This is a genomic window from Streptomyces lydicamycinicus (assembly GCF_000829715.2).
Classification (GTDB): Bacteria; Actinomycetota; Actinomycetes; order Streptomycetales; family Streptomycetaceae; genus Streptomyces; species Streptomyces lydicamycinicus.
Genome location: NZ_BBNO01000004.1, coordinates 266,872 through 288,950, shown reverse-complemented (window position 1 = coordinate 288,950; position 22,079 = coordinate 266,872). Strand labels below are relative to the sequence as shown.

Here is a 22,079-nt window from a genome sequence, read left to right as displayed (position 1 = left end):
GGTCGCACCGTGCGGGCGGGGGACACTCGGGTTCGCGGTGCTGTGCTGCGGTGAAGTGGCTCTGTAGTGCGGGGAAGTGGCGCTGTGCTGCGGGGAAGCGGGCGTGCGCTGCGGTGCCGGCGGAGGTGCGCCGACCGGGAGGTCGGTCGTCCGCGTGTGGGGTGGACAGTTTTCGCCCGCCCCGTTACCCGCGGCTACTCACCGGGGTGACAAAAACCGCCCCGATGCGGCCTGACGGTTCATCACTTCGCTCAGGACCGGCCGGTTGCCCGCCGCCCGCGCACCACCCACACCACCCCGGCCGGCACGAGCACCGCGCCCGCCGCCGCGGTCGTGACCGGCAGCGTCCGGCCGACCAGTACCAGCTTGTCGCGGTCCGCCTTCGCCAGCCGCACCTGCGCCCGCTGCGTCGCGGGCGTGAACCGCAACCGCTCGCCGCGCAGCAGCGTCACCGCGGTACGCCGGGCGCCGGGTGCGCGCAGCGTCTTCACCGGCGAGATCACGGCATCCATGATCCGGCCGGTGCGCGGCTCGACGACCAGCTCGACACCGGGGTTGGCGTACCACTCCTCGGCCTGGATCTGACCCTGCTCCGGCCGTCCGACGAGCCGTCCGGGGACCTGCCGGCTGCCGGTCCGGGTGGGCGGCACGGTCCCGGTGAAGCGGTAGCCCCGGAAGCCCTGGACCGCCCGCGTACCGGCGAAGCGGAGCGGGACGGCGGCGCCCAGGGTGTTGTCCCACCAGCGATAGCCCGTCTTCCGTACATCGAACGGGAACTTGAGGTAGGCATCGCCGTCGAAACGGGTCGGGGCCTCCGCGCAGCAGTGCACCGGCGCGTTGCTGTGCCGGTCGGTGACCCAGCGCTCGGTGGTCCACTGGAACGCCCGGCGCGGGTCCTTCAGGGCCAGCGTCTGCGGGGTGTCGACCGTCGTGGAGACGTCCCAGACGGCCCGCCCGCTCTTCTCGCTCGCCGCGACATCGCCCAGGACGTGCCGGGTGATGGTGATCCGCCGGCGGTCCCTGGTCTTCAGCGCGGCGGTGTCGAAGTAACTGCCGTTGCCGGTGAAGACGGTGGTGACGTCGACGTCGATCGGCGTGACCTTGGCCCGTGGCGTGACGTACCAGGCCAGCAGGGGCGCCAGGACCAGCAGAAAGACGCCGAGACCGAGGACGGCGAGCGACAGGGGCGGGGCGGCGGTGGCCGTGGTGGGGGAGGCGTCGGGCTTGCCGGATACGGGCATACGGGCACTCCTGGAAGCGGTGGGGGAATCACGCTCTGGTGCACGTGCGGGCGCCGCGGGGCGCCATGGGCCGGGAACGTAAGGGAACTCTTGACAGGGCGTCAATGCCCTTCCACACTCGGCAGGCACCACGACTCCGGTGGTGCCGCGCTGTGGGACGCGACACCGGGCCGCCGTGCCGGGTGCCGCGCCAACCTCGACGGAGACCGCCGACGGGCTCCGGCATCGACGAAGGGCTCGCCGCGCCATGCACCGTACGCTCGCCGCCGCACTGACCGCGCTCACCGCCGCCGCCCTCGCCGTCGGCGTCGCGCTCGGTATCGTCGCCGCCCTGGACGCCACCCCTGAGCAGCCGAATGTGCCGCTGGTGACCTTCGACCGGAGCGGCGAGTAGCGGGCGGGCCGGGGAGGCGGGCGTGCTGAGGAGGTCCGGGTCATGGTGACGGCCGTCCGCTCGGCCTGGCGGGAGGTGCCGCCCTACCAGGTACGGCAGTTCGCCGCCCGGGCACTGGAGGAGGTGCCCACCCTCGCCCAGGACATCCTCCGGGAGATCCGCCATGCCTACCCCCAACTCCCGCTGGTTCCCGATGAGTTCGGGGAGCCCCGCGCGCTGGTGGGCATCCGCCAGTCCCTGGAGCACTTCGTCGCGCATCTGACGGCCGGCCCGGACCGGCCGCATGTGCACCCGCGGGTCTTCCAGGAGTTCGGCCGCGGCGAGGGCCTCCAGGGCCGCAGCCTGGACGTCCTCCAGGCCGTCTACCGGCTGGGCGTCCGGCTGGCCTGGCGGCGGCTCGCCGAGATCGGCCAGCAGGTCGCGATTCCGGCGCCCGCGATGTACGAGCTCGCCGAGTCCGGCTACGAGTATCTGGACGGGCTGGTCGCCGAATCCGTACGCGGCTACGCCGAGGCCGCCGCCCGCCAGGCCGGTGAACGGCTGCGGCTGCAACGGCGCCTGATGGAGCAGCTGTTCACCGGCCCGGCAAGACGGCGGCGCGGCGCGGGAACGGCGGACGGGGTGCCGCCGGCCCTCGCCGAGCGCGCCGCCGCGCTCGGCTGGACGCTGCCCGAGCGGGTCGCGGTCGCGGTGTTGCTGCGCCCGGCCCGGGAGGCGGTCGCGCCCGCCGTCGCCCCGGACATCCTGCTGGACATGGAGAGCGAACGGCCCCGGATGGTGGTGCCCGAGCCGGACGCCCCCGGACGGCGGGAGCTGCTGGCCCGTGCGGCGGCCGGCTGGTCCGGCGCGATCGGCCCCGCCGTACCGCTGCTGGACGCCGCCAAATCACTGCGCTGGGCCGGCGCCGCGGTCGATCTGACGGAGCGCGGACTGCTGCCCGCGGGCGAGCTGCTTCAGTGCACCGAGCACACCGAGGCGCTGGTCCTGCTGCCACCGGAGGAGCTGATCGGGGACCTCACCCGCCGCCGTCTCGCCCCCCTGGACAGCTGCGGCCCCGCTCATGGCCGGCGGCTCGCGGAGACCCTGCTCGCCTGGCTGGAGACCCGCGGCGGCGCCCCCGAGGTCGCCGCCCGGCTCGGCGTCCATCCGCAGACCGTGCGCTACCGGCTGCGCCAGATACGGGAGTTATGGGGCGCGGAGATCGACGACCCGGACCGCCGCTTCGAACTGGAGCTGGTGTTACGGGCCCGGCGGCTGCGCGGGGACCTCAGCTGACCCCGCCGGAGTCCGCCGCCCGGCCCTCCACCAGGGCCGCCATCCCGTCCAGGAGCCTGGCCAGACCGAACTCGAACAGCGACGTCAGTGTCACCACACCGTCGTCGTGCCCCGAGATCCCCCCGTACATGGGGTAGGAGCCCGAGGTGAGGATGCCCTCGAAAACCGGCTCCATGGACGCCATCCACTGGTTCCGGTCCATCCCGGTCTCCTGCTCGGCCTCCAGATCGTCCTCGAAGCCGGCGGCGGTGGCGCGCACGTAGTTGAGCAGCGTCACGGCCATATGGATCAGCGTCACCGGGTCCATGCCCGTCACCCGCGCCATGGTCCACTCGATGAGCGCCATCGCCCGCGGCATCGGCTGCGGCCGGGTGATCGACAGATAGTGCGCCAGCCACGGATGCCGCTGGTAGAGCTCCCATTGCAGCCGTGCGCCCGCCGCCATCCGCGCGCGCCAGCCGTCCGGTGCCGGGTCCGGCAGCTCGACATCGCGGAACGCCGCGTCCGCCATCAGCACCACCAGCTCGTCCTTGTTGGCCACATGGCGGTAGAGCGCCATCGAGGACACCCCGAACTCGGCGGCGACCCGGCGCATCGACAGCGCCCGCAGTCCCTCGGCGTCGGCGATCTTGAGACCGGCCCGTACGACGCTCTCCCGGCTCAGGCCGCGGTCCGTCTCGCGCGGCCGCCGCTCACGCGGGGGTTCGGGGCGCGCGGCCTGCTGCGGCTGCGGCTCGGCCACCACCGTGCCCACGCCCGGCACGGCGCGGACCACGCCCTCCTGGCGCAGCGTGGTGAGCACCTTGGTGGCGGTCGCCATCGCCACCCCCCACTCCTGGGTGATCCGCCGGGTCGAGGGCACCCGGTCGCCCGGCGCGAGCTCGCCGGAGTCGATGCGGCACCGGATCGCGTCGACGATCCGGCGATAGGGCGGCGCCGGCTGCTCCACGGGGTGACCTCCGTACTAGTGCACTAGGGGGGTATCGCTGCCCGTGAGGGTAGCAGCGCCGGTCCCGCCAGGGCCTTGGATGAGGCAGGTGCACTAGTGTGACGCACCTCCAATTCCCTTATGCAGCCTGATGTTTGCACCGTAAGCTCGCCCTGTTTACGGTGTCACGCATGTCGTTTACCTCGTACACATCCCCGTCGCCGTCACAGCCGTCACCCCCGTCACCGCCCTCGGCCGGCCGCCGGGAGTGGACCGCCCTCGCCGTCCTCCTGCTGCCGTGCCTGCTCGTCTCCATGGACGTCTCGGTGCTCTACTTCGCCGTTCCGTTCCTGACCGCGGAACTGGAGCCCAGCAGCGTCCAGCAACTGTGGATCCTGGACGTCTACGGCTTCGTCCTGGCCGGCCTGCTGATCACCATGGGCGCGCTGGGCGACCGCATCGGCCGCCGCAAGCTGCTCCTGTCCGGCGCCCTGCTCTTCGGCCTCGCCTCCGGGGTCGCCGCCTACGCGCAGAGCGCCGAGACGCTCATCGCCGCACGGGCGCTGCTCGGCATCGGCGGCGCGACCCTGATGCCGTCCACTCTCGCGCTGATCCGCAACCTCTTCCATGACGCCAAGCAGCGCGGCCGGGCCGTCGCGCTCTGGTCGTCGGCGGTGATGGGCGGGATCGCGGTCGGCCCGGTGCTCAGCGGGGCGCTGCTGGAACACTTCTGGTGGGGCTCGGTCTTCCTGATCAACGCCCCGGCGATGGTGCTGCTGCTGGTCTGCGGGCCGCTGCTGCTGCCGGAGTTCAAGAACCCGGCGGCCGGGCGCTTCGATCTGCCCGGCGCGCTGCTGTCCCTGCTCGCGATGCTGCCCACGGTCTACGGCGTCAAGGAGATCGCCCGCGACGGACTGGCGCTGCGGCCCGTCCTCGTCCTCGCGGCCGGACTGCTGGCCGCCGCGGCCTTCGTGTACCGCCAGCGCACCGCCCGCCACCCGATGCTCGACCTGGAACTGTTCCGCCACCGCGGGTTCAGCGTCTCGGTGCTGATGAACCTGCTGGCGACGTTCGCCGTCGTCGGCTGCGCGGTCTTCTTCACCCAGTACCTCCAGACCGTACGGGGCATGAGCCCCATGGAGGCGGCACTGTGGAACCTGCTGCCGACCCTCGCGGTGGGCGGCATGGCACCGACGGCGGCCGTGCTCGCCCAGCGGATGGACCGGGCGTATGTCATCGCCCTGGGGTTCGTGATTGCGGCCGGCGGCTTCGTCTGGCTGTCCTGGCTGGAGCCGGGCTCGGCCCTGTGGTTCGTCCTGGTCGCCTCGTCGGTCTACGCCTCGGGCCTGGTGATGGTGATGTCCCTCGGCAACGAACTGGCCATCGGCCTCGCCCCGCCCGAGCGCGCCGGCTCCGCCTCGGCCCTGCTGGAGTCCGGCACCGAACTGGGCGGCGCCCTGGGCATGGCCATCCTGGGCAGCATCGGGAGCGCGGTCTACCGCGCGGACATGACCGACGCCCTGCCCGCCGGCCTCCCGGCGGCCGCCGCCGACGCCGCCCGCGAAACCCTGGCCGGCGCCGCCGCGGTGGCCGCCGAACTCCCGGGCCGCGCGGGCGAGGCACTGCTGACCGCGGCCCGGTCCGCCTTCACCGACGGCCTCCAGTCGGCCGTCCTGGTCGCCGCGGGGGTGATGGCCTGCGCCGCAGTGCTGGCCGTGAGGCTGCTGCGGGGGCTGGGGAGAGCGGGAGCGGAGGGGGAAGCGGTCGTCGTCGGGGCGGCCGGGGCGGCCGGGGCGCCGGAGGCCGGAGCGGGCGTGGCCGGTGTGCCGGAGGCCGGGCAGGGGGCGGCCGGTGTGCCGCGGGCCGGTGCCGGCTGCTGACAGCCGCCCACCCGGCTCACTCCGGGGCCACGCCCAGCATCCGCTGAAGCAGCTCCTTCAGCAGCGTCCGCTCGGCGACCGTCAGCCGGCCGAGGGGTTCGCGCGCGAAGTCCAGGGACGTTCGCAGGGCCCGGGCCAGGCGCGCCCCCTCCTCGGTCGGGGCGGCGAGCTTGACGCGGCGGTCGGCCGGATCGGGGCGGCGCTCGACCAGGCCGCGGGATTCCAGCCGGTCCACGATGCCGGTGATGTTCGACGGCTCGCACTTCAGGCGCTGGGCGACCTTGCGCATGGGCAGCGGCTCGATGGAGAGCAGGCTGAGTACCCGGGCCTGCGCGCCGGTCAGCGAATGCTCGGTCGCGGCGTGCTCGTACTCCTCGTAGTAGCGGGCCACGACGGTGCCGATGAGGTCGACGACCTCGACGGTCAGAGGGTCTGCGCGGGGGGTCATGCACACGAGGATACCCATTTACTTGACAACCTGAAATATCGAGGAGCATGGTTGTTTCAGTACCTGAAGCATTAGGAGGATCGCGCTTATGTCCGCACTGCCCACGACCAGCCGCGAATGGCACCTCGTCGCCCGCCCCCACGGCTGGCCCACCCCGGAGGACTTCGCGCTGCGCGAGGCCGCGGTGCCCGAGGTCGGCGAGGGCCAGATCCTGGTCCGCACCCAGCACTTCTCCGTCGACCCGTACATGCGCGGCCGGATGAACGATGTGAAGTCCTACGTCCCGCCCTTCCAGCTCGACCAGCCGATGGAGGGCGGCGCGGTCGGCGAGGTCCTCGCCTCGCGCGATGACTCCATCGCCGTCGGTGACCATGTCCTGCACGGCCTCGGCTGGCGCGAGTACGCGGTCCTGGACGCCAAGCGCGCCGCCAAGGTGGACCCGTCGCTGGCTCCGCTCACCGCCTACCTCGGCGTGCTGGGCATGCCCGGCCTGACCGCGTACGCGGGGCTGCTGGAGGTGGCGTCCTTCAAGGAGGGTGACGCCGTCTTCGTATCCGGCGCCGCCGGTGCGGTGGGCAGCGAGGTCGGCCAGATAGCCAAGCTCAAGGGCGCCTCCCGGGTCATCGGCTCGGCCGGCTCCGACGAGAAGGTCAAGCTCCTGGTGGAGGAGTACGGCTTCGACGCCGCCTTCAACTACAAGAACGGCGATGTCGGCAAGCAGCTGAAGGAGGCCGCCCCGGACGGTATCGACGTCTACTTCGACAATGTCGGCGGCGACCACCTCGAAGCGGCCATCAGCTCCCTCAACGTCCATGGCCGTGCCGCCATTTGCGGCATGATCTCGATGTACAACGCCACGGAGCCGAGCCCGGCCCCCCGCAACCTCGCCATGGTGATCGGCAAGCGCCTGCGCCTCCAGGGCCTGCTGGTCAGCGACCACGCCGCCCTCCAGCCGAAGTTCGTCGAGGAGGTCTCCGCCTGGATCCGCTCCGGCGAGCTGAAGTACAGCGAGACCAAGGTGTCCGGCATAGAGAACGGCGTCGAGGCCTTCCTGGGCCTGCTGCGCGGCGAGAACACGGGGAAGATGATCGTGAGCCTGGAGGGCTGACGGCACCCCCGAACCACAACCGGGGCGGTGGAGGGGCGGGGTGGGGCGGGGGAGGGGGAGCCGGAGGACCGTCTCCTGCCCCCCTCACGCCCTCACGCCCTCACCCCCTTGCGCCCGCCCGTTAGGCTCGGCGGCACGCCGTCGCGATCCGTGGGCGCGAGTCGCGGCGAACCACAGGAGGATTCGGTATGTCCATCCAGACCGTCGACGTCGTCTACACCGCCGTCGCCACCGCTGAGAACGGCCGTGACGGCCGCGTCGCCAGCGACGACGGCAAGCTCGACGTGGTCGTCAACCCGCCCAAGGAGCAGGGCGGCAGCGGCGCCGGCACCAACCCCGAGCAGCTCTTCGCCGCCGGTTACAGCGCCTGCTTCCAGGGCGCGCTCAGCGTCGTCGCCCGCCGGGAGAACGCCGATGTCTCCGGCTCCCGGGTGACCGCCAAGGTCGGCATCGGCAAGACCCCGGACGGGGGCTTCGGCCTCACGGTCGAGCTCGCCGTCTCGATCCCGCAGGTCGACGCGGCCACCGCCCAGGACCTCGTGGAGAAGGCGCACCAGGTGTGCCCGTACTCCCACGCCACCCGCGGCAACATCGAGGTCAAGCTGACCGTCGCCTGACCCCACGGCGTCACCGGCGCACTTCCGTAAGGGCCGCATCCCGTGAGGGGGTGCGGCCCTCCGGTGTCTGCGGGCGTGGCGCAGCTCCAGGTCCGTGACCGGGGGCGGGCCTCCGGGCATTCGCCGCGGGGCCGCTCTTCGCTCCCGTTCTCCGCTCCCGCTCGTCGGTCCCGTTCGCCGCTCCCGCTCTCCGCTCCCGCTCCACGGTCCCGTTTTCGGGTCTGTGTGGGCTCAACTCGCGCTATTCTGGCGGCGCTTCACCACGTTCCTCCCCACAGCTCCGTCGGCGGTCGGCCGGCGGGGGCCCTGGCTTCCGGGGCCTGTCCGGAGGAGCGAGGAGGAGCGATGGACGATCAGGACACGGAGCAGGAGAGCGACCGGTGGGCGCCGTCTGACAGATGGCAGGTGGTCATCGGGGCGCTGGGCCTGCTGGTGGCGATCGTCGCTTGTGTGGGGCAGTTCGCCCGGTAATGCCGGGGCCGGCCCCACGGGGTCCGGACACGGCCGGTACCCGCCGTCGAGGCGGGACGGTCAACGGGGGAGTGCCCGGGCTCGACACATCCCGCGCAGCGCGCACCGCGCGCTTCCCGCGTCCATGGCCCTTCCGGTGCCTCCCGCGCCCCGCGCCCTTCGCAGCGCCCACACCTCCCACTCCCACCCCATCCCACCCACCCCCTGTGACGCACGCAACATTCCCCCCGCCTTGACGCACCCCCCGTGTAATCGATTTCGTATCCCCCACGCATTTCTCGCGGAAACGATTACACGGCGATCAAGGCGAACCCGCCCCCGTACGGGAGGCGCGACCAGCGACCAGCGGACAAACGGAACGGCGACGGTGCCATGGCGAACATCAAGGATGTGGCGGAGCGGGCAGGGGTGTCCGTGGCCACGGTTTCGCGGGTGCTCAATGGCCACAGTCCGGTCGCCGAGACCCGGGAGCGGGTGCTCACCGCCGTACGGGACCTGGGCTACCGGCCCAACAACGTCGCCCGCGCACTGCGCACCGCGCGGACCGGTGCGCTCGGACTGATCATCAGCGATCTCACCAACCCCTTCTTCACCGAGCTGGCCGACGCCGTCGAGGACGAGGCCCGCAGCCTCGGCTACAGCCTGGTCATCGGCAATGCCGGTGAGCGCCCCGAGCAGCAGGACGACTACATCCGCACCCTGCTCGACCGCCGGATCGACGGTCTGCTGGTCAGCTCGGCCGGTACCGGTTCGGCGATGCTCAGCGAGGTCGTGGCCTCCGGCACTCCGCTGGTGCTGCTGGACCGCACCGTGCCCGGTGTCGAGGCCCCGTGCGTCCGCGCCGACGGCCGTACCGCGCTCACCGAGCTCGCCGCCCATCTCGCCGCCCACGGCCGCCGCCGCCCCGCGATCATCGTCGCACCGGCCGGCACCCCCACCGGCGACGAGCGCCTCGGGTTCTTCCGTACGGCGCTGGGCGGGTACGGCCTCACCCTGCCCGACGAGCGGGTGGGTGCCACCCCCGACCTCCAGCCCACCGGTGGCCGGCAGGTGATGAGCGCGTTCCTCGACCTCGCCGAGCCGCCGGACGCGGTGCTGGCCACCGACAACCTGATGGCGCTGGGTGCGATGGACGAACTCCGCGCCCGCGGGCTGCGGGTCCCCGACGATGTGGCGCTGGTGGTGTACGACGACGTGCCGTGGTTCGCGCACACCGATCCGCCGCTGACCGCCATCGCCCAGCCCACCCGGGAACTGGGCCGGGCCGCCGTCCACACCCTGCTGGCGCGGATCGAGGGCCGGCCGGCCAACTCGGTGCTGCTGCCGGCCCGGCTGGTCACCCGCCGCTCCTGCGGCGAAGTGCCCGCCCCCTGAGCCGGCCCGCCCGGTTGCCCGGTCCGGCACTCCGGACCCGGCTCCCCCGTCCGGGCGGGCCACCCCAGCCAGTCACCACCGCCCACGCAAACCAGCGACCCCCGCCCCACCGGCCCATGGCCCACCCAGGCCGGCCACCACCACCCACCACCACCCACCCGAGCCGGCGACCTCACCGCCCACCCGAACCAGCCATCACCCAACCCACCGAGGAAGAGAGGGGCAGCGCATGACCGGCGTCAACGACGACGTACCGGGCGGCCGCGAACTGCTGCGCGTGGAGGGGGTGACGAAGTCGTTCCCGGGTGTCCGCGCGCTCGACGGCGTGGACCTGACCTTGCGCGCCGGTGAGGTGCATGTCCTGCTCGGCGAGAACGGTGCGGGCAAGAGCACCCTCATCAAGATGCTCTCCGGCGCCCACCGCCCCGACGAGGGCCGCCTCCTCGTGGACGGTGACCAGGCCGGCATCCGTTCGGCACAGGACGCCGAACGGCTCGGCATCGCCACCATCTACCAGGAGTTCAACCTCGTCCCCGGGCTGACCGTCGCCGAGAACATCTTCCTGGGCCGGCAGCCGCGCACCCGGCTCGGGCTGGTCGACAAGAAGGCGATGCGGGCCCGGGCCGCCGAACTGCTGCGGCGGGTACGGCTCGATGTGTCCCCGAACACCCCGGTCGCCGAACTGGGCATCGCCCGCCTCCAGATGGTCGAGATCGCCAAGGCGCTCAGCCTGGACGCCCGTGTCCTGATCATGGACGAGCCGACCGCGGTGCTGACCTCCGAGGAGGTCGAGACCCTCTTCGAGATCGTCCGCGAACTGCGCGACGCCGGCGTCGGCATCATCTTCATCACCCATCACCTGGAGGAGATCGGCGCGCTCGGCGACCGGGTGACGGTCCTGCGGGACGGCCGTTCCGTCGCGGAGGTGCCGGCCTCGACGGACGAGGACGAGCTGATCCGCCTGATGGTGGGCCGGGACATCGCCGAGCAGTACCCGCGCCGCCGCCCCGACGAGCCGGGCGCACCCCTGCTGCGCGTCCGCGGGCTGACCCGCAACGGCACCCCGGCCGGACCGGTCTTCGAGGGCATCGACTTCGAGGTGCGGGCCGGTGAGGTCGTGGGCCTGGCCGGGCTGGTCGGCGCGGGCCGCACCGAGGTCGTCCGGGCGATCTTCGGCGTGGACCGCTATGACGCCGGCACGGTCGAGATCGACGGCAAGGAGCTGGCCCGCGGCGATGTCCGGGCCGCGATGCGCGCCGGGCTCGGCCTCGTACCGGAGGACCGCAAGGGCCAGGGCCTGGTGCTGGACGCCTCCCTCCAGGACAACCTCACCCTCGCCCGGCTCGACCGCGACACCCGCGGCGGGCTGGTGGACCGGGGAGCGCAGCGGCGCGAAGCGGCCATCGCCGCCGAGCGGTTGAAGGTCCGGATGAGCGGCCTCGGCCAGAGCGCCCGCACCCTCTCCGGCGGCAACCAGCAGAAGATCGTCATCGGCAAGTGGCTGCTGACGGACACCCGGCTGCTGATCCTCGACGAGCCGACGCGCGGGATCGACGTCGGCGCCAAGGTCGAGATCTACCAGCTGATCAACGAGCTGACGGCGGCCGGCCGCGCGGTCCTGATGATCTCCAGCGATCTGCCCGAGGTGCTCGGGATGAGCGACCGGGTGCTGGTGATGTCGCAGGGCCGGCTGGCCGGTGAGCTGTCGGCCGAAGAGGCCACCCAGGACGCCGTGATGGAACTGGCGCTCCAGGCCCCGCACGGCACGAGCACGAGCACGAAGCACAACGACGAGAGCGCGATGGAGGGCTCCGATGTCCACTGAGGTGAAGACAGGAGCCGCCGCCGAGGCGGTGGGACGGGCACCGGACCGGGACGGCTTCGGGCCGTGGTTCTCCCGGGCGGTCCTCAGGAACGGCCCGCTCGGCGGGCTGATCGCCCTGGTCGTCGTGATGGCGGTGCTGTCCGGGGACTTCCTCAACGGGCAGAACCTCCTCAACGTCGGCGTCCAGGCGTCGGTCACCGCGATCCTCGCCTTCGGCGTCACCTTCGTGATCGTCTCGGCCGGTATCGATCTGTCGGTCGGCTCGGTCGCCGCGCTCTCCGCCACCGTCGTGGCCTGGGCGGCCACCAACGAGGGCCTGCCGGTCTGGATGGCGGTACTGCTCGGCCTGGCGGTCGGCGCGGCGGCCGGTCTGGTCTCCGGCGCGCTGGTCGCCTACGGCAAACTGCCCGCCTTCATCGCCACTTTGGCGATGCTCTCGGTCGGCCGTGGCCTGGCCCTGGTCATCTCCGGCGGCTCACCGATCGCCTTCCCCGGTTCGGTCGGCGCGCTCGGTGACACCCTCGGCGGCTGGCTGCCGGTGCCCGTGCTCGTCATGATCGCGATGGGGCTGATCGCCGCGCTGGTGCTGGCACGTACGTACGCCGGCCGCGCGATGTTCGCGATCGGCGGCAACGAGGAGGCGGCCCGGCTCTCCGGCATCCACGTCAAGCGCCGCAAGCTCGCGATCTACGCGCTGTCCGGGGTGTTCGCCGCGGTCGCCGGCATCGTGCTCGCCGCCCGGCTCACCTCCGCCCAGCCGCAGGCCGCCACCGGCTACGAGCTGGACGCCATCGCCGCCGTCGTCATCGGCGGGGCCAGCCTCTCCGGCGGCTCCGGCAAGGCCTCCGGCACCCTCATCGGTGCGCTGATCCTCGCCGTCCTGCGCAACGGCCTCAACCTGCTGAGCGTCTCGGCGTTCTGGCAGCAGGTCGCCACCGGCCTGGTCATCGCGGTGGCAGTGCTCCTGGACACGCTGCGCCGCCGGAGCGCGCGATGAACGCCCGGTGGAACACCCGGCGGAGCGCCCGGCGGAACACCCCGGTCAAGGCGTCGCTGGCGGCCGGGCTGGCCGCGACCGTCGTTCTGGGCCTGGCCGGCTGCGACCGCGGCGGCAACACCGATCTGGGGCTGGCGCTGTCCACGATGAACAACCCGTTCTTCGTCGGCATCAAGGAAGGCGCCCAGGCCGAGGCGGACGCCCGCGGTCTGCACCTCAACATCACCGACGCCCAGAACGACCCCACCCAGCAGATCAACCAGATGGAGACGTTCACCAGCCAGAACGTCAAGGCGGCCATCATCAACCCGGTCGACTCCGATGCCGCGGTCCCGGCCGTCGGCGTCGCCAACCGGGCGAAGGTGCCGGTCATCTCCATCGACCGGGGTGTCAACGGCGGTACGGTCGGCTCGACCATCGCCTCCGACAACGTCGCGGGCGGCCGGCTCGCCGCGAAGACCCTGGCCGAATCGCTCGGCGGCAAGGGCAAGGTGGCCTTCCTGGAGGGCCAGGCCGGCACCTCCGCCGCCCGCGAGCGCGGCAAGGGCTTCGAAGAGGGCATCAAGAAGTACCCCGGCATCCAGGTCGTCGCCCGGCAGCCCGCGGACTTCGACCGCACCAAGGGCATGGACGTGATGACCAACATGCTCCAGGCGCACCGCGACATCGGCGGGGTGTTCGCCGCCAACGACGAGATGGCGCTGGGCGCGTCCAAGGCGCTGGGCGGCCGCTCCGGCAAGGACGTCAAGGTCGTGGCGTTCGACGGCACCCCGGACGGGGTCAAGGCGGTCCGCGGCGGCACCCTGACCGCCACCGTCGCCCAGCAGCCGGAACTCCTCGGCAAGCAGGCCGTGGACTGGGCGCTGAAGGCCTCCCGTGGTGAGAAGCTGCCGCGGTCGGTGCGGGTGCCGGTGGTGCTGGTGACCGCCGAGAACGCCGCGAAGTTCGACGACTGAGAGCGTGGCCCGGGACGGCCGAGGGGGCCGCCGGGAATGACGGATGAGAAGAGAAGTGGGAGAGCGGTGCATGTATGACGTCCTGGTGGTCGGCTCGGCCAACGCGGATCTGACGGTACGGGTCGACCGGCGGCCCGGCGCGGGTGAGACGGTGCTCGGCACGGACCTGGTCGAATCGGCCGGCGGCAAGGGCGCCAACCAGGCGGCCGCCGCCGCCCGGATCGGCGGGCGCACCGCGCTGCTGGCGCGGGTCGGCGGCGATGCGTACGGGGAGCTGCTGCTCGGTGCCCAGCGCGCCGCGGGCACCGATGTCACCCCGGTCATCGTGGACGAGACGGCCCGCACCGGCACCGCGATGATCATCGTCGACCCGGACGGTGACAACAGCATCGTGGTCTCGCCGGGCGCCAACGCCGCGCTCACCCCGCAGGACGTGGCCGCCGCGAAGGACACCATCGCCGCCTCCGCGGTGGTCTCCCTCCAGCTGGAGATCCCCATGGAGTCCGTACGGGCCGCCGCCGCGGCCGCCGAGCAGGCCGGTACCCGCGTCGTGCTCAACCCCTCCCCGGCCCCCACGGCGGATCTGGCCCCCGAACTCCTGTCGGTGGCCGATCCGTTGGTGGTCAACGAGCACGAGGCGCGGCAGCTCTCCGGGCTGACCGACGGCACCCCCTCCCAGTGGGCGCAGGCACTGCGCGACCGGGGCGCCCGCTCCGTCGTGGTGACCCTCGGCGGCGACGGCGCGCTGGTCCTGGATGCCTCCGGAGCCGAGAACGTCCCGGGCGTACGCGTCAAGGCCGTGGACACCACCGGTGCCGGCGACGCCTTCACCGGCGCCCTCGCCACCCGCCTGGCCCGCGGCGACACGCTGCCCGGGGCGGCGCGCTTCGCCGTACGGGTCGGCGCCGCCGCCGTCACCAAGCCGGGCGCCCAGCCGTCCTACCCGACCCGGGCGGAGCTGGAGGTACTGGCGCCGGAACAGCCGGAGGGCTGAGGCCGGGGGCGGCACCGCACGGCATTGGCCCGGCACGGCCCGGCCGTCCCGGCGCCGCGGACGTGGCCTGGGTGGCCGATGCGGTCTGCGCGGCCCGGGCGTTCGGCCGTGCGGAGGGACGGACCGCAACCGGCGATCACCTCACCGCCCGGCCGGCTCCTTGAGCCCGTACAGCGCGTGGTCCGCGCCGGTCGCCAGCGCCCAGTAGCGGTCGCCGTAGGACCAGTGCCACCACTCGGTCGGGTAGTTGACCAGACCGGCGTCGGTCAGCGCGGCGTTCAGCACCCGGCGGTGGGCGCGGGCGACGGGCGCCAGATCCGGCGCGGCCGTGTAGCAGGCGCCGTCGCTCTCCTCGGGGGAGGCGTTGACCGGCGTCCCCATGTCGACGGGTTCACCGTCGGCGGTGACGAGGGTGAGGTCCACCGCACCACCGGCGCTGTGCGGTGCGATCCCGGGCGGCGACACATAGCGGCTGGCGGCCCGGTGGAGCCGGCCGGCGTCCCAGCCGGGGTGGGCGGCGCGCAGTTCGTCCGCGTACTCCTCGAAGTAGCGGCGCTGGAGCCCCGGCGGCCGGTAGCCCTCGACGAACTGCAACCGCAGCCCGTCCGGCAGCGATTCCTGCGCCGCCAGCAGCCGTTGGAGCACGCTCTCCCGCAGAAGGGCGAAGGCGCCGAGCGGGTCGTTCCGGTCCTCGGCCACGAGCAGCGCGGGCGCCGCGGTCCGTACGTCCACCAGCGGCTCACCGCACTCCTCGACGGGGATCGCGGCCACGGCCGGGTCCGCCATCAGCGTGATCCGGTCGCGGACATCGGTGAACACCAGCTCCGCACCGTCCCCCGGCACCGGCCCGGTCCACTCGGCGGCCGCCGCCACCCGCTCGCCCGACGGCAGCCAGGCGCCGCTGAGTCCGCACCCCGAAGCGGAGCCGCCGGTCCCCATGCCGTTGGCGAGCAGCACCTGCAGCCCGTGGTCCCGCGCCTGCTGCGCATACCGCGCCACGCGCTCCGCCGAGCCGTGGAAGGAGCTGGCGAGCGACACCCGGCAGCCGTCCGCCGCGGCCCGCGCCGCCACCTCGGGGACGCTGTTGTCGAAGCAGGTGGCGAGCGCGAACCGGATACCGCCCAGGGTGCAGCGGCCCTCGGCGGTGCCCGGCGCGAACACGGAGTTCTCGTCCCCGTACAGATGGACCTTGTCGTAGCGGGTGACCAGGGCGCCGTCCGGGCCGATGACGAATGAGGAGATGGCCGGACGGGAGCCGCCGCCGGAGGCGCGGCCCGCCGCGTTCACGACCGCCGCGGTCCCGGTCGCCCGGCAGGCCTCCCGTACGGGTGCCAGCCGGGCATCGTCCGCCGTGACCGTCATGCCCTGCGGGTCGGCGGCTATCAGCGCCAGGTCGTAGTGCGTCAGCGCGAGTTCGGGGAAGACCACCAGCCCCGCGCCGCGCCCGGCGGCCTGGGTGAGGAGCCCGGCCATCCGGGCGGCATTGGCCTCGATATCGCCCGGTACCGGGAGGAATTGTGCGGCAGCAATGATCATTCGCCCATGATGCCGGGCGGGCCGGGCCGATCGGGGTGGTCCGGGCGATCCGGTGGCCTCTCCCGCCGCCGGACCGCCCGCCCAAGGGGACCTGGGTCCGGCTACTTCCGGTCCTGTGCTGCCGCCGCCTCCGACGCCGCCACCGTCACGACCGCCCGCACCTGCCCGGTGATCGCGGTCCGGTTCCGTACGAAGACGGGGTCGGTGATCCGGCCGTTCGCCGGGTCCGTGTTGTCCGGGCCGAACTCCAGCACCGGTGTGTGCAGATGCCCGCCCGGGATCGCCGGTCGCACCGCGTCCCTCAGCAGCGTCGCCCGATAGGCGATCTCATTGGAGAGATAGTCCCCGCCGCCCCCGGCACGCGCCGTGGAGCCCGGGGTCGGGCCGTCCGGCCGGTCGACGGGTGCGCCACCGCCCGCCGGGATCTCGGTGACGGCGGTGTGGTCGACCACCGGGTACGGTCCGGTGCCGGCCGCCACGATCCGCGCGTACGGCAGGCTGGTGGTCGTCCACTGCGGCTGCGGCCGCACGGTCGGCACCCCCGCCGGGATCGGCACCAGCTCCGTACGCGAGTCCCGCGCATTGTCCGGATAGCCGCCCCGCCAGGCCCCGTTGGTCCGCTCGACATCGAACCGGCCGGGCCGCCCCTGACTGACCGTCGTGAACAGATCGGCCTGCCGTGGTCCGCTCCGGAAGTGCGGCAGCAGGGTGCGCTCCACCGTGCCCGCGGCGAAGTCGGCCCACCGTACGGGGAAGACCGCGGTCTCGATGCGGGCGGGCTTCCCGGAGGCGGTCCGCACCGTCGTCCCGTCCAGCGCGAGCGCCGCCGCCCCCGACGGATTGCTCCGCCGGGCATCGGCGTCCAGCTGGAACGGGTCGAAGCCGGTCACCACCACCCGCAGCACCTTCTCCCCGGCGGGCAGCGCGATCGAGTCCTGCCCGCGCGAACCCCGCTCCAGCGACCCCAGCAGGGCGTCGCGCCGGCCCTCGGACAGCCCGAACTCCGGCCGCCACTGCCGTAGTTCCTTCGTCATCCCGAGCCGCGCCCAATACAGCGGCCGGTCGTCGTCCCGGCTCAGATCGCCGCCGTCGGGCCCGCGGCCCTGTGCCCGGTCCACGGCCCGCCGCCACAGCGCCCGCCCCTCGTCCGCGACATAGCGCCGGGCCTCCGGGTAGCTCGTCACCCGCGCCAGCCCGCTCGCGAACTCCCGCTCCCACACATCGAATCCACTGCGCCGCAGGATCTCCTGCGGCGCCGCCTGTGTCAGCCGCCCCTCCTCCACCGTGCTGTCCGCGCTGTCCGCCGCCGGCGCCGCGGCGGCCGGAGCCGTCAGGGCCAGCGGGACGGCGGCCATCAGCGCGACACCGAGCGCGCCCATCCTGGTACGTATGCGTCTCATGGGGGCGAGTAAAGCGGTGTGGGCGTGGGGGCGGTAGAGGTGCCGGCCTCCCCGCTGTCCGGTTCCTGCCCCCTGACTTGGGCCCTCGACCCGGCCCGGTGGGCGTCGGATGACCGTGGATAGGGTTCCTGGTCCCGTCCGGTCCGGTCCGCCGCCGCGTCCGGCGCATTCCATGAGACTCAGGGGGACTCTGTGGCCACTCCGCCACCGCCGCACGGCCCGCACTCATATGCCCAGCCGTACGGGCCACCGCCCTTGGGGCCCCACCCGCAACGGCCCGCGGGTGCCCACTCGCAGGCGCCCGTCGGCCCGTACGACCCGCAGCCGGGGCAGCCGGCGGCCCCGTATCCGTACGACCGTCAGCAGCCCCTGCACCCGCACCCGCAGCCGCACCCGCAGCCGTACGCCGCCGACCCGGGCTGCCGGCTCTGCGGGGCCCGGCCCGCCGTGCAGGCCACTGTGCGCGGGCACCAGGGCCTCTTCCTCCTGATGCGCTTCCTGAGCCGCAGCGGAACGTTCTGCCGCTCCTGCGGGCTGGCCACCTACCGGGAGATGTCCGCGAAGACGCTCTGGCAGGGCTGGTGGAGCCCGCTGTCCGTGGTGGTCACCCCGGTCACCCTGCTGATGAACCTCGGACCCAGGAGCCGCTTCCGCAAACTGGCCGCCCCCGTAGGCGGGTTCGGCCCCTCGCTCGACCCGGGCCGGTCGCTGCTGCGCCGGCCGGTGGCGCTGCTGTTCCTGGTGCCGATGGCGCTGGTGGTGCTGGCGATTCCCACCCTGTTCGTGCTCGGCGCGTTCGTCGAGGGTGCCGGTATCGGGCAGGCGCCCACCCTCGCGGTCGGTGACTGTGTCCGCAACGAAGGCGACTGGGAGGACCAGGATCTGGAGATCGTCGACTGCGGTTCGGCCGACGCGGAGTACAAGGTGACCCGCCGGCTCGACACCTCCAAGGACGTGTGCGCCGACGGCGAGCTGCTCGCGGACCTCACCTACAGCCCGGACAGGATGACGATCTCCTGCCTCGCGCCTGCCCGGTAGCCGCACCCGGGCCCACGGGGGCTGCGGGCTCGGCGGGGCCCGCGGGGTCTGTGGGCTCGGCGGGGTCCACGAGGTCTGCGGGCTCGGGAGGGGTCTACGACGTCTGCGGAGGCTCCGGTATCAGCCCTCGCCGGGCCCGTCGCCCGACCCCTCGCGCGGCTCCTCCCCGGACCCCTCGCCCGGCTCCTCGCCGGGTTCTTCGCCCGGCCCCTCCCCGGTCCCGCCGGCCCGCCCCTGCCCGCACCCGAGGAGCGCCAGGAAGTCCCGGAAGGCCGCCGGCATCTCCACCTCTTCCGGGTCCAGCAGCCACTGCAACTGGAGCCCGTCCATCACGGCGGCCAGCAGCGGCGCCGCCCGCTCCGGGGTCAGACCGCCGGGCAGCGTGTCGCCGCATTCGGTCCGCAGCACCTCGGCCATCGCGGCCCGGACGACGCGGAAACGGCTCTCGAAGAATGCGCGCGCGGGGTGGTCCTCGGTGACGCTGTCGGCGGCCAGCACCGTGTAGGTCTGGACGAGGCCGGGGCGGGTGGCGTTGTAGTCGACGAGCTGGGCGAGGGTGTCGGTGTGCCGGGTGCCGGCCGCCGCGGCCGCCGAGGCCAGATCCCAGCGGTCGCGCGTCTCCAGTACCCCCACCAGCAGCAGTTCCTTGGTGGGGAAGTGGTGCAGCAGGCCCTGCTGGGTCAGTCCGGCGCGTTCGGCGACGGCGGCGAGCGAGGTGCGGCGGTAGCCGCGCTCGGCGATCAGCTCCATGGCGGCCTCCAGGATGGCCGCGCGCCGCTCCGCGCGCTGGGTCTCGCGCCCGCCGCCGGCGCGCCGCGCGCCCGGGCCGCCGCCGCGGCGTCCTTCCTGGTCTCGTGCAGTCACCGGCCGAGCGTAACCCTCCCGTGGAGATCCCGTACGACTGATGTAACGGAAAAGTAACGGTGCCTACCGGTTGACAGGTGGGCCGGTAAGAATCCGGACGGGGGGTCCGCACGTCCATTCAGGGAACACCGGAGAGCCGCATGACCGACCACCATTCTCACGGCCCCGCCGCTGACGCCGCCCACCATCATGCCCGGGACCGCGCGCACGAGCACGCCGCGGCCGTCGAGCGGGCCCTCGCCGCGCTCGACCTCGACACCAAGGCCCGGCTGCTGTCCGGCCAGGACATGTGGACGCTGCCGGCCGTGCCCGCGATCGGGCTCCGGTCGCTGGTGATGTCGGACGGGCCGGTCGGGGTGCGGGGTCAGGAGTGGAGCCCCGAGGACCCCTCGGTGATGCTGCCCAGCCCCACCGCGCTGGCCGCCACCTGGGACCCCGAGCTGGCCCGCCGGACCGGTCACCTGCTCGCCCAGGAAGCCCGCCGCAAGGGCGTGCACGTCCTGCTGGCACCGACCGTCAATCTGCACCGCTCACCGCTGGGCGGCCGGCACTTCGAGTGCTATGCGGAAGACCCGCTGCTCACCGGCGAGATCGGGGCCGGATATGTCCGTGGGGTGCAGGAGGGCGGCGTCGGCGCGACCGTCAAGCACTTCGTGGGCAACGACGCCGAGACCGACCGGCTCACCGTCGACAACCGCATCGCTCCCCGCCCGCTGCGCGAGCTCTATCTCGCGCCCTTCGAGCACATCGTCGAAAACGCCCGCCCCTGGGGCGTGATGACCGCCTACAACCAGGTCAACGGCTCGACGATGACCGAACACCGGGCTCTGGTCCAGGACGTGCTCCGCGGCGCATGGGGTTTCGACGGCTGCAATGTCTCCGACTGGACGGCCGCCCGTGACACCGTGCGCGCCCTGCGCGGCGGCCTGGACGTGGCGATGCCGGGGCCCCGTACGGTCTACGGCGAGCGGCTCGCCGGTGCCGTCCGCGGTGGTGAGGTGGCCGAGTCGGAGGTGGACGACGCGGTGCGCCGGGTGCTGCTGCTCGCCGCCCGTACGGGCTGTCTGGACGGGGTGCCGGCCGCGGTCGACCCGGCCGGTATCCCGCGGGGGATCGACGGCCGGGCGGTGGCCCGCGAGGTCGCCCGGCGGGGGTGTGTCCTGCTGCGTAACGAGCCGGTGGCCGGTGCGCGGCGGGCGCTGCCGCTCGATGCCACCGCGGTCCGCAGGGTCGCCGTCATCGGGGCGGCCGCGCGCGAGGCCCGGGTGCTCGGCGGCGGGTCCGCGACCGTCTTTCCCGACGCGGTCGTCTCCCCGCTGGAGGGGCTGCGCGCCGCGCTGCCCGACGACGTCGAGCTCACCTTCGCGGCCGGTGCCGATCCGCGCTCCCGCGTCCCGCACGCCCGCGAGGGCTTCACGCTGCGCGCCCGCTACCTGGCCGCGGACGGCCGGCTGCTCGCCGAGACCGCGCAGCGCGACGGCAAGGTGCAGGTGATGGGCCGCTTCCCCGAGGGCGTCACCCGGCAGAATCTGAGCGCCGTCGAACTGACCGGCAGCTTCACCCCGCGGCACACCGGCGGCCACACTCTCGCGGTCTCCGGCACCGGTGCGCTGCGGCTGACCGTCGGCGGCGCGGTGCTCTTCGACGGCCACTGCGCACCGGAGGGCGGCGACCCCTTCGAGTCGTTCCTCAACCCCGTCGAGCGGCGGGTGACGGCGCAGCTGACGGCGGACGAGCGGGTCGATGTCACGCTGCGGTACGTGCCGGACCGCCCGGGCGGCTCCGGGGAGGCGCCGGCCGCGCTGCACTTCCTGCTCGGCCACCGGGCGCCGCAGGCCGATGCGGACACGGAGATCACCGAGGCGGTCCGTGCCGCGGCCGACGCCGAGGTGGCGATCGTCGTCGTCGCCACCACCGAGGAGACCGAGTCCGAGGGCTTCGACCGCCGGGATCTGCGGCTGCCGGGCCGCCAGGACGAACTGGTCCGCCGGGTCGCCGCCGCCAACCCGCACACCGTGGTGGTCGTCAACTCCGGCTCCCCGGTGGAGCTTCCGTGGCGCGAGCAGGTCCCCGCCGTGCTGCTGAGCTGGTTCCCCGGGCAGGAGGCCGGGGCGGCGCTGGCGGACGTGCTGCTCGGCGCCCATGAGCCGGGCGGCCGGCTGCCCACCACCTGGCCGGCCCGCCTCGACGACGCCCCGGTCACCACCGTCACCCCGACCGGCGGCCAGCTCGACTACGCAGAGGGCGTGTTCGTCGGCTACCGCGCCTGGCAGCGGTCCGCCGTCGCACCCGCCTACCCCTTCGGCCACGGACTCGGCTACACCGACTGGGAGTACGAGTCGCTGGACACCACCCCGGATTCGGTACGGGTGCGCGTCCGCAACGCGGGCGACCGGACCGGCCGCGAGGTCGTCCAGATCTATCTGGCGCCCACCGAGGACGCCGCCCCCGACGCTCCGGAGCGCCCGGCGCGCTGGCTGGCCGGCTTCGCCGTCGTCGAGGCCGGCCCCGGGGAGAGCACCGAGGCCGAAATCCCGCTGCCGGACCGGGCGTTCGCGGTCTGGGACGCGGAGGGCGGTGACTGGCAGCGGGTCAAGGGCGTCTATCTCGTCGAGGCGGCGCGCAGCGTCGACGACCGCAGGCTGACGGCGGAGGTCACCGTCGGCTGACGGGGCCGGAGGCGGGGGCGCTCCTCCCCAGGGACGCCCCCACCGGTCCCGGCACGCGCCCGTC

Annotated in this window: 18 protein-coding genes and 1 pseudogene; 12 read left to right on the top strand and 7 right to left on the bottom strand. The window is 73.5% G+C overall.

Annotation, left to right across the window (positions count from 1 at the left end):
• Positions 1-251 precede the first annotated feature (251 nt).
• Positions 252-1,241, bottom strand: a complete 990-nt coding sequence (gene pgfA, locus TU31_RS14515; protein ID WP_042154401.1) for a cell envelope lipid trafficking protein PgfA — start codon at positions 1,239-1,241, stop codon at positions 252-254.
• A gap of 247 nt (positions 1,242-1,488) precedes the next feature.
• Between pgfA and TU31_RS39155 the strand changes: the two genes are divergently transcribed.
• Positions 1,489-1,635, top strand: a complete 147-nt coding sequence (locus TU31_RS39155; protein ID WP_181018604.1) for a hypothetical protein — start codon at positions 1,489-1,491, stop codon at positions 1,633-1,635.
• A 42-nt stretch (positions 1,636-1,677) separates the two neighbouring features.
• Positions 1,678-2,910 carry a PucR family transcriptional regulator gene (locus TU31_RS14510; protein ID WP_042154399.1) on the top strand — a complete coding sequence of 411 codons (1,233 nt, stop codon included), beginning with the start codon at positions 1,678-1,680 and terminating at the stop codon, positions 2,908-2,910.
• Here the strand turns inward: TU31_RS14510 and TU31_RS14505 are convergent.
• Positions 2,903-3,859 (bottom strand): TetR/AcrR family transcriptional regulator C-terminal domain-containing protein, encoded by a 957-nt coding sequence (locus TU31_RS14505; protein WP_042154397.1) that lies wholly within the window; start codon positions 3,857-3,859, stop codon positions 2,903-2,905. The genes TU31_RS14510 and TU31_RS14505 overlap by 8 nt on opposite strands.
• A gap of 170 nt (positions 3,860-4,029) precedes the next feature.
• Here TU31_RS14505 and TU31_RS14500 point away from each other — a divergent pair, with 170 nt between their 5' ends.
• A complete protein-coding gene (locus tag TU31_RS14500; RefSeq protein WP_042154395.1) occupies positions 4,030-5,718 on the top strand; it encodes an MFS transporter in 1,689 nt (562 codons plus the stop codon).
• A gap of 16 nt (positions 5,719-5,734) precedes the next feature.
• Here the strand turns inward: TU31_RS14500 and TU31_RS14495 are convergent, their stop codons facing one another.
• Entirely contained in the window at positions 5,735-6,166 is a 432-nt protein-coding gene (locus tag TU31_RS14495) for a MarR family winged helix-turn-helix transcriptional regulator (protein WP_042155417.1), read from the bottom strand.
• A gap of 88 nt (positions 6,167-6,254) precedes the next feature.
• Between TU31_RS14495 and TU31_RS14490 the strand changes: the two genes are divergently transcribed.
• From TU31_RS14490 to TU31_RS14460, 7 genes and pseudogenes are all read left to right on the top strand, one after another.
• On the top strand, positions 6,255-7,274 hold the full coding sequence (locus TU31_RS14490) for an NADP-dependent oxidoreductase (RefSeq protein WP_042154393.1): 1,020 nt from the start codon (positions 6,255-6,257) through the stop codon (positions 7,272-7,274).
• Between the two features lie 188 nt (positions 7,275-7,462).
• The gene (locus tag TU31_RS14485) at positions 7,463-7,891 is read left to right on the top strand and encodes an organic hydroperoxide resistance protein (RefSeq protein WP_042154391.1); all 429 of its coding nucleotides are present in this window, start codon (positions 7,463-7,465) and stop codon (positions 7,889-7,891) included.
• Between the two features lie 345 nt (positions 7,892-8,236).
• On the top strand, positions 8,237-8,362 hold the full coding sequence (locus tag TU31_RS40245) for a hypothetical protein (RefSeq protein WP_262037181.1): 126 nt from the start codon (positions 8,237-8,239) through the stop codon (positions 8,360-8,362).
• A 372-nt stretch (positions 8,363-8,734) separates the two neighbouring features.
• Positions 8,735-9,736, top strand: a complete 1,002-nt coding sequence (locus tag TU31_RS14480) for a LacI family DNA-binding transcriptional regulator (RefSeq protein WP_042154389.1) — start codon at positions 8,735-8,737, stop codon at positions 9,734-9,736.
• A 229-nt stretch (positions 9,737-9,965) separates the two neighbouring features.
• Positions 9,966-11,561, top strand: coding sequence for a sugar ABC transporter ATP-binding protein (locus TU31_RS14475; protein ID WP_042154388.1), 1,596 nt, complete (start codon positions 9,966-9,968; stop codon positions 11,559-11,561).
• A pseudogene (locus TU31_RS39720) lies at positions 11,551-13,514 on the top strand (ABC transporter permease/substrate-binding protein). Before TU31_RS14475 ends, TU31_RS39720 begins: the two are co-directional and overlap by 11 nt.
• 70 nt (positions 13,515-13,584) lie before the next feature.
• Entirely contained in the window at positions 13,585-14,508 is a 924-nt protein-coding gene (locus TU31_RS14460) for a ribokinase (RefSeq protein ID WP_042154382.1), read from the top strand.
• A 141-nt stretch (positions 14,509-14,649) separates the two neighbouring features.
• Here the strand turns inward: TU31_RS14460 and TU31_RS36865 are convergent, their stop codons facing one another.
• The 3 genes from TU31_RS36865 to TU31_RS39715 all read right to left on the bottom strand — a co-directional run bounded on the left by TU31_RS36865 (position 14,650) and on the right by TU31_RS39715 (position 17,915).
• Positions 14,650-16,044 (bottom strand): nitrilase-related carbon-nitrogen hydrolase, encoded by a 1,395-nt coding sequence (locus TU31_RS36865; protein WP_078885786.1) that lies wholly within the window; start codon positions 16,042-16,044, stop codon positions 14,650-14,652.
• 101 nt (positions 16,045-16,145) lie between these two features.
• On the bottom strand, positions 16,146-17,444 hold the full coding sequence (locus TU31_RS14450) for a PA0049 family protein (protein WP_042154380.1): 1,299 nt from the start codon (positions 17,442-17,444) through the stop codon (positions 16,146-16,148).
• 225 nt (positions 17,445-17,669) lie between these two features.
• The gene (locus TU31_RS39715) at positions 17,670-17,915 is read right to left on the bottom strand and encodes a hypothetical protein (protein ID WP_245698546.1); all 246 of its coding nucleotides are present in this window, start codon (positions 17,913-17,915) and stop codon (positions 17,670-17,672) included.
• Between TU31_RS39715 and TU31_RS14445 the strand changes: the two genes are divergently transcribed.
• On the top strand, positions 17,904-18,482 hold the full coding sequence (locus tag TU31_RS14445; RefSeq protein WP_245698545.1) for an LppU/SCO3897 family protein: 579 nt from the start codon (positions 17,904-17,906) through the stop codon (positions 18,480-18,482). The two genes, TU31_RS39715 and TU31_RS14445, sit on opposite strands and share 12 nt — an antisense overlap.
• A gap of 120 nt (positions 18,483-18,602) precedes the next feature.
• Here the strand turns inward: TU31_RS14445 and TU31_RS14440 are convergent, their stop codons facing one another.
• Positions 18,603-19,346, bottom strand: coding sequence for a TetR/AcrR family transcriptional regulator (locus TU31_RS14440; RefSeq protein WP_052718938.1), 744 nt, complete (start codon positions 19,344-19,346; stop codon positions 18,603-18,605).
• A 140-nt stretch (positions 19,347-19,486) separates the two neighbouring features.
• Here TU31_RS14440 and TU31_RS14435 point away from each other — a divergent pair, with 140 nt between their 5' ends.
• Positions 19,487-22,015 carry a beta-glucosidase family protein gene (locus tag TU31_RS14435; RefSeq protein ID WP_042154376.1) on the top strand — a complete coding sequence of 843 codons (2,529 nt, stop codon included), beginning with the start codon at positions 19,487-19,489 and terminating at the stop codon, positions 22,013-22,015.
• Positions 22,016-22,079 lie beyond the last annotated feature (64 nt).

Coding starts and splice junctions, on each gene's coding strand:
- TU31_RS14510 (WP_042154399.1), top strand. CDS start 1,678: ATGGTGACGGCCGTCCGCTCGGCCTGGCGGGAGGTGCCGCCCTACCAG.
- pgfA (WP_042154401.1), bottom strand. CDS start 1,241: ATGCCCGTATCCGGCAAGCCCGACGCCTCCCCCACCACGGCCACCGCC.
- TU31_RS14450 (WP_042154380.1), bottom strand. CDS start 17,444: ATGAGACGCATACGTACCAGGATGGGCGCGCTCGGTGTCGCGCTGATG.
- TU31_RS14485 (WP_042154391.1), top strand. CDS start 7,463: ATGTCCATCCAGACCGTCGACGTCGTCTACACCGCCGTCGCCACCGCT.
- TU31_RS14475 (WP_042154388.1), top strand. CDS start 9,966: ATGACCGGCGTCAACGACGACGTACCGGGCGGCCGCGAACTGCTGCGC.
- TU31_RS14495 (WP_042155417.1), bottom strand. CDS start 6,166: ATGACCCCCCGCGCAGACCCTCTGACCGTCGAGGTCGTCGACCTCATC.
- TU31_RS14435 (WP_042154376.1), top strand. CDS start 19,487: ATGACCGACCACCATTCTCACGGCCCCGCCGCTGACGCCGCCCACCAT.
- TU31_RS14500 (WP_042154395.1), top strand. CDS start 4,030: ATGTCGTTTACCTCGTACACATCCCCGTCGCCGTCACAGCCGTCACCC.
- TU31_RS39155 (WP_181018604.1), top strand. CDS start 1,489: ATGCACCGTACGCTCGCCGCCGCACTGACCGCGCTCACCGCCGCCGCC.
- TU31_RS40245 (WP_262037181.1), top strand. CDS start 8,237: ATGGACGATCAGGACACGGAGCAGGAGAGCGACCGGTGGGCGCCGTCT.
- TU31_RS14460 (WP_042154382.1), top strand. CDS start 13,585: ATGTATGACGTCCTGGTGGTCGGCTCGGCCAACGCGGATCTGACGGTA.
- TU31_RS36865 (WP_078885786.1), bottom strand. CDS start 16,044: ATGATCATTGCTGCCGCACAATTCCTCCCGGTACCGGGCGATATCGAG.
- TU31_RS14490 (WP_042154393.1), top strand. CDS start 6,255: ATGTCCGCACTGCCCACGACCAGCCGCGAATGGCACCTCGTCGCCCGC.
- TU31_RS14480 (WP_042154389.1), top strand. CDS start 8,735: ATGGCGAACATCAAGGATGTGGCGGAGCGGGCAGGGGTGTCCGTGGCC.